We start from the raw sequence: 6,721 nt of genomic DNA, 5'->3' as shown, positions 1-6,721 counted from the left end.
ATTATCAGAAGGGCATATGGTTATAGGGATAAGGAGTATATGAAGCTAAAGATTATTCAAGGATGTTCCTCTATGGGTGTCTTTAAACCCTATCCCTATCCTAATGCACCATAATCCGCGATGAGCCGTATTTAAAAAAATGAATTGAAAAACTACGGAATGTCTGTTAGATTTGCTTTCCTTGACACATTGTACAAAATTTAGTATAATTTAAAGAGGTTAAGAATATGGAAAAGATAGCACCAATATCAGAGGTAAGAAATCATCTGCCAAGCATTGTGAATGAGATTTTATTTACCAATCAGAGGTATATTGTAACAAAACAAGGAAAGCCGGCTATTGTTATGATAAGTCCAGAAGAGCTTGAGACATTAGAGATATTAGCAGATAGGGAACTGATAAAATCTTTGGTAAAGGCAGAAGAGGATATACAGAAAGGAAGAATCTATTCCCACAAAGAAGTCTTTTTTGATGTATAGGATAGAATATACTAAGGAAGCTTACCGAAAGATAAAGAATCTGGACAAAAAGATAAAGGAGCGATTAAAAAAGGGAATTGAGTTCTTGGCTAAGAACCCGATGAGAGGAAAGAGGCTGACAGGGCCATTAGTAGGAAAATGGTCATATAGGGTTGGTGATTATAGGATAATATACGGAATATATCCGGAAAAACTTGTAATATTGGTTTTATCTATAGGTCATCGCAAGGAGATATACAAAAAAAGAAGTAACTATTCAGTATATCGTATTTTATATGTTTGGCTGTTTTAAAATTCATCCATTCTATAATAAATCCCAAATCCCAAGTTCAAATGTCAAAAAAATGTCCAATTTCCAATGTCCAATATCATTTCAAATTATTGGGATTTGGACATTGGGATTTCATTTGTCATTGGGATTTGGACATTGGGATTTTTATTCTTTGGCTTCATTATTTTCCTTAACATTATCTAAACATATACATTCCTTATTTCCCTATAGGGTGAATAGTTACAAAAAGAAAAGGAAATGTCTAAGATTTTCAATCTTTTTAAGGAAGATAAGTTTATTTTAAAGCCATTTAACACAATAGATTACCTATTTGGGCTTGTTGTTTTCTTTGTTTCTTTTGGGGTTTATTTGCATACATTAACTCCAACCGTGGGATTTCATGATTCCGGTGAGCTTATCAGCGTTGCTTACACCTTAGGCATCGCCCATCCTCCGGGGTATCCCCTCTATACCTTGCTGGGTAAGGTTTTTATCACCCTAATTCCTATTGGAAACATTGCCTATAGGATGAATATGCAATCCGCTTTATTTGCCTCCCTTTGTGTAATGATGGTTTATTTTGTAACATTAAGGCTAATTCCGAATTCCAAATATTGACTTTAAGCTGAAGGTTATATACAATTAGGTTTGTGAAGAAGGGTTATAAAAAAGCAGTTTTTGAGGGAATAATTACCTCTTTTATAATAGTTCTCTTTTCTTCCCTTTCTTTTTCCTTTTTTGTCTATCAATTCTATTCTGTTCAATTCCTTTTAATACTTCTTATTTCATTGCTTTCGTTTTTTTCCTTCTGGATAGGGTTTTCTTATGTTTTAAGCTATCTCAATAAAGAACCTTTTAGAAATAGTTTAATCAGGGATGGAAAAGCATTTATTCCCTTTTTCTTACTTTTACTTAATCTACTTAAAATAGAAATTTATAATCCAAAGATATGGTTTGCTTATCTTTTTATCCTCGTTTTAAGCACTTTTTCATTTCTAAATGTAAGGTTTATTAACTGGGATATTGTAAGAAAAAGGTTTTTTTTAAAATCATCTATTCTTCTATTTATCCTTCTTTTTTCTTTAATCCTTCTCTATACCTTTATTTTTACATACCTCTCATTTGAAAGGCATTATAGGCTAATGACCTCATTGGATTTAGCAGGTTTTAATCAAGCATTATGGAATACCATTCGGGGAAGGATTCTTGAAACAAGTCTCTATGGTCGCAACTTCTTGGGAATTCATATGTCTCCTATACTTTTATTTCTTGTTCCAATCTATGCTTTATGGCAAGATGAAAGAATTTTTCTCTTTTTCCAAAGCCTATTTCTTGGAATTGCTGCCTTACCAATTTATCTAATAGCATACCACAGATTAAAAGATAGGTTTATCTCTCTTGTCTTTGCCTCTTGTTATCTTCTTTTTCCCTTTCTTTCCCGGATAAACCTTTTTGATTTCCATGAAATATGCTTTGCCCCTTTTCTCCTTTCCCTTACCTTTCTTGCTCTGATTAAGAAAAAATTTAAAACATATTTTATCCTCCTTTTTCTTTCCTTGATGATAAAGGAAAATGTTCCTTTAGTAGGGTTTGGATTAGGAATATACGCCTTCTTTAGAATAGATAAAAAAATAGGAATAATTACTGTTTTAATAAGCCTTCTTTGGTTATCCCTAGCATTCAAGGTATTGATTCCTTGGATTAGACAAGCAACATCCACAATTCAAACAACTGAAGATTATGAATTTCTTGTAAGATATAAATATCTTGGGAATAGCATAAATGAGATAACAAAAAATATATTTTTTCACCCATTCGCTATCTTTAAAACCATATTATTGCCACAAAAGGTCGTTACAATTGTCCTCCTTTTCTTTCCCTTTGGCTTTCTTTCACTATTATCCATGGCATTTATTCCTTCTATCTTACCCCTTCTTTTTGAACTTATTGCCTACTTTAAAGTTCAATATCTCCTTCTCTGGCAATACTCTGCATTGATTATTCCATTTACAGTCATATCAGCTATCTATGGATTTGGAAATATTGTAGAAAGGTTTAAGAAAAAAGCTCAAATTCAATGGGCTATTCCCATTTCTATCTTTTTACTTATAAATTCCTTTCTTTCTAACTGGCATTTTTCTATTCTACCATTTACAGAGGAATCCTTTGATGCAGAGGAATATAAGATTGGGTTCCATAAAAGCCTCTTTTTCCTCCCTAATTTTAAAATGGATAAGAAGGAAAGAGACCACATTAGCCTATTCTATACATTAAAGAAGCTTATTTCAAAGGATGCACCCCTTTCTTGTCAAAATGAATGGTTGGCACACCTTTCTTCAAGAAGGCATATTTTCCAATTTCTTCCAGGAAATATAAGGTTTGAAGATGCAGACTATATCCTTTTGGACAGATCAAAGAGGGATTTAAATTTTTCTCTCTTTCTTGAGGGATTGGAGAGACTTGAAAATGACAAAAGGTTTCAAAAAATCTTTGAAGAGGAATTTGGTGATGGATTTTGCATATTCATAAGAAAAGAAAAGATTACTGGATTCCTTTTATCTTCTGAAAGGTTACTAAAATCAAAACCATCAAAGGAGGCACATTTTATCCTATCTTCAATATACTTTAATCTTCAAAGATACAAGGATGCTTTGAAAGAGGCAGGGGAAGCAATAAAAATTGACCCCCTTCTTGAAACTCCTTGGGTTATTATTGGTGATTCCTGTCTTTTTCTTGGCAATAATATAAATAAAGCTTATTCTGCTTATAAAAAGGCAGTAAATATTGATTTGCTTCATTTACCAAGGCTCCTTAAGGTTGCAAATGCTTATACAAACAAAGGCTTAACTAAAAAGGCAGAAAATGTAAGAAAAGAAATTATCAAAGCTGTTTCTTTGCTTAAAAAAAGGGAAGAACAAGAACCTTCAAATATTTTTCTAAAAAAACAACTTGCTTTTATCTATGCAAATATAGGGTATTATGACGAAGCAATTTCAATCTTAAAAAGGATTTTGGAAATTGAGCCAAATGACTTTTGGTCAAGGGATGTACTTAAATCATTGGGTAAATAAAAATTTTTCTTGCAAAAATTTTTATAAATGATGTATACTTAATGCATGGAAAATTTAGAAGATAACAAGAGGCGGGGGGGGGCAACCTAACTATTCAAAAAGGTTTATATATAAAATCAGAAGCAGGTCTAATTTGCCTGCTTTTTTGTTTAAAATGGAGGTGTCAGTGAAATGAAAAGACAAATCTTTGTGTCTTTAGTAGTTTTGGGATTATTGGCTTTTAAGCCAATTTGGGCAGAGACCTATGTAAGTGGTAATGTCTCGGGAAATTGGACAACGGGTGGAAGTCCGTATATTGTCACTGCTGATGCAACTGTGCAAAATGGAACAACTCTTGTGATTGATCCAAATGTTGAAGTAAGGTTTTCTACAAACACTTCCTTAATAGTCTATGGAAATCTGAAAGCTATTGGAACTTTAAATGGAACAATCACCTTTACAGGTCTCTATTCTACGCCAGGGCTATGGCAAAGCATTAAATTCAGTGGCATAAATGCTAGGGGCACAATAAGTTATTGTGATATTGGATATGCAAAACAGGCTGTGTATTTAGAAAATGTCTTAGATATTGAGATTACTCATAATTATATCCATCATAATAAGGGATATGATGGAGGTAATCCAGGTGGAATTGGTTGTGGAATTTACCTTTATTCTTCTACCCACAACACAATTTCAGAAAACACTATATCTAACAATACAGGAGGACAAGGTGGAACAGGTGCAGATTGGGGCTGGGGTAGTCCAGGTTACCCTGGTGGAATAGGTTGTGGCATCTATCTTTCTTCCTCATTAAATAACATTATCAGCAAAAATACTATATATGATAACCGAGGAGGAACAGGAGGAACAGGAACCGGTGATGCTACAGATGGTCAAGGGAGTATAGGTTGTGGCATATATCTTTCCTCTTCTTCTGGCAACACAATCTTAGAAAATTCTATATCTAACAGTATGGGAGGCAGAGGATATTATGGCTTTGAAAATGGCTACGGAATATATATTGATTCCAACAGCTATACCAATACCATTGGTCCAACTAATACTTATAATACTGAGCCGATTCATTATTATTATAATCAGTCGGGAATAATTATTGAGAATCAAACCCTTACTTTGGCAGGTTCTGGTTCAACAAATTTGGGAAGGATTGTTTTAATCAATTGTCAAAACTTTACTATAAGAAATAATATAATTGCTGGAGATATAGGTCAGGATGGACTAGGTGGCATTGGCTGTGGAATATATCTTTATTCCTCTACCCATAACACAATTTCAAGAAACATTATATCTAATAATATAGGAGGAAGGGGAATAAATGGGTATAACTATAATAATGATTATCCTGCTGGAACAGGTGGCATAGGTTGTGGAATATACCTCCATCAATCAAGTTACAATGTAATTTCAGAAAATACTATCTCAGAAATTTCTGGAGGCGAAGGAGGATGGGCCTGTATAGTCTATGGTTGCGAAGGTTCAGGCGGCAGAGGTGGCATAGGTTGTGGAATATATCTTTTTTCTTCTATAAACAATATTTTTTCACAAAATACTATGGTTAATACCAAAGGTGGGCAAGGAGGAAGAGGTGGTGGAGGAGGCACCTGGTTTGATGGTTCACCAGGTATCTGTGGTCAAGGATATGGTATTTATATTGACCAAAACAGTTACAACAACGCCATTGATTCTTTAAACACATACAACACTGAGTCTATTCATTATTATTATGGAACAAACAGCTTGACTATTGAAAATCAAACCTTAACCCTTCTTGGTTCAGGCTCAACAAACTTAGGTCGTATTGTTCTTATAAACTGCTCAAATTTTACTATAAGAAATAATTTTATTGCAGGAGGAATTGGTGAGAATGGACAAACAGGAGGCTATACTGGTTCTGGTGGTTCTGGTGGCATTGGTTGTGGAATCTATCTTTATAACTCCACAAATACCACAATAACCAACAATACCATCTCAAATAACCAAGGAGGAAGAGGTGGAACAGGAGGTAGCTATGGTAATTCAGGGGGGTCTGGTGGTATTGGCTGTGGAATATATCTTAGTTTTTCAACAAACTCTACAATCTCAGAAAATGTAATATCAAATAACATTGGAGGCCAAGGAGGAATGGGTGGGTGCTATGGTCCAGGTGGTACATCTGGTCAAGGATATGGGATTTATTCCATTTCAAATTCTTTCTCTACAATCCACTACAACAACCTCTTAGGCAACAAGAATGGTGATTTAACAAATGGTTATGGTGTCTATCATGATGGGAGTTTTGGAACAATCTCTGCAACCTATAACTGGTGGGGAGCAAATTCAGGGCCATATCATGGAACATCAAATCCATCAGGTCAAGGCGACAAGGTAAGTGATTGGGTGGATTACAGACCATGGATAGCACAGACAATTATGATTACCCCTACATCAGGTCTAGTTGGAACCATAGTTACAATTGAAGGACAAGGCTTTGCCACAGAAAGTGCAATTTCCATTGACTTCGGCACCAATCAAACCATAGCTCAAACCACATCAGATGAATATGGAACCTTCTCAACCACATTTATTGTAGACACTCAGCCAATTTGCACCAAGACAATCACCGCAACCGATTCTTATGGGAACTATGCAATAACCCTGTTTAAGCTTAATGGCACCCCTAAAATCTCCTTACAAAAACAATCCCCAGCATCTGTTATAACAGGTTCTACCATAACCTATACTTTAATTTATAAAAACATTGGGACAAATGAGCTTTTGGATGTAATGCTTGTTGATTGCTTGGCTAATGGGAATGTAGTAAGCTTTGATATTGGAACATTAGCCATTGGTCAAGAAGGCTCAAGAACCCTAGAATACTTTGCAACTGGGCTTGGTTTAATAACAAATTATGCAACCAT

At 34.6% G+C, this 6,721-nt stretch carries 5 protein-coding genes; all 5 read left to right on the top strand.

Going from position 1 to position 6,721, the window contains the following annotated elements; all coding sequences use genetic code 11:
- The first annotated feature begins 227 nt into the window (after positions 1 to 227).
- Complete coding sequence (locus AB1630_09125; GenBank protein ID MEW6103953.1) at positions 228 to 479, top strand: type II toxin-antitoxin system Phd/YefM family antitoxin; 252 nt, start codon at positions 228 to 230, stop codon at positions 477 to 479.
- Positions 472 to 771 carry a type II toxin-antitoxin system RelE/ParE family toxin gene (locus AB1630_09120; protein ID MEW6103952.1) on the top strand — a complete coding sequence of 100 codons (300 nt, stop codon included), beginning with the start codon at positions 472 to 474 and terminating at the stop codon, positions 769 to 771. Before AB1630_09125 ends, AB1630_09120 begins: the two co-directional genes overlap by 8 nt.
- Positions 772 to 1,008: 237 nt before the next feature.
- On the top strand, positions 1,009 to 1,368 hold the full coding sequence (locus tag AB1630_09115; protein MEW6103951.1) for a DUF2723 domain-containing protein: 360 nt from the start codon (positions 1,009 to 1,011) through the stop codon (positions 1,366 to 1,368).
- A gap of 32 nt (positions 1,369 to 1,400) precedes the next feature.
- On the top strand, positions 1,401 to 3,821 hold the full coding sequence (locus AB1630_09110; protein MEW6103950.1) for a DUF2079 domain-containing protein: 2,421 nt from the start codon (positions 1,401 to 1,403) through the stop codon (positions 3,819 to 3,821).
- Positions 3,822 to 3,992: 171 nt separating this feature from the next.
- A partial coding sequence (locus AB1630_09105) for a right-handed parallel beta-helix repeat-containing protein (GenBank protein ID MEW6103949.1) occupies positions 3,993 to 6,721 on the top strand: 2,729 nt, incomplete at its 3' end.

Source organism: bacterium (genome assembly GCA_040753555.1).
In the GTDB taxonomy this organism is placed as follows: domain Bacteria; phylum UBA9089; class UBA9088; order UBA9088; family UBA9088; genus JBFLYE01.
This window is presented reverse-complemented; position numbering and strand designations above follow the sequence as displayed.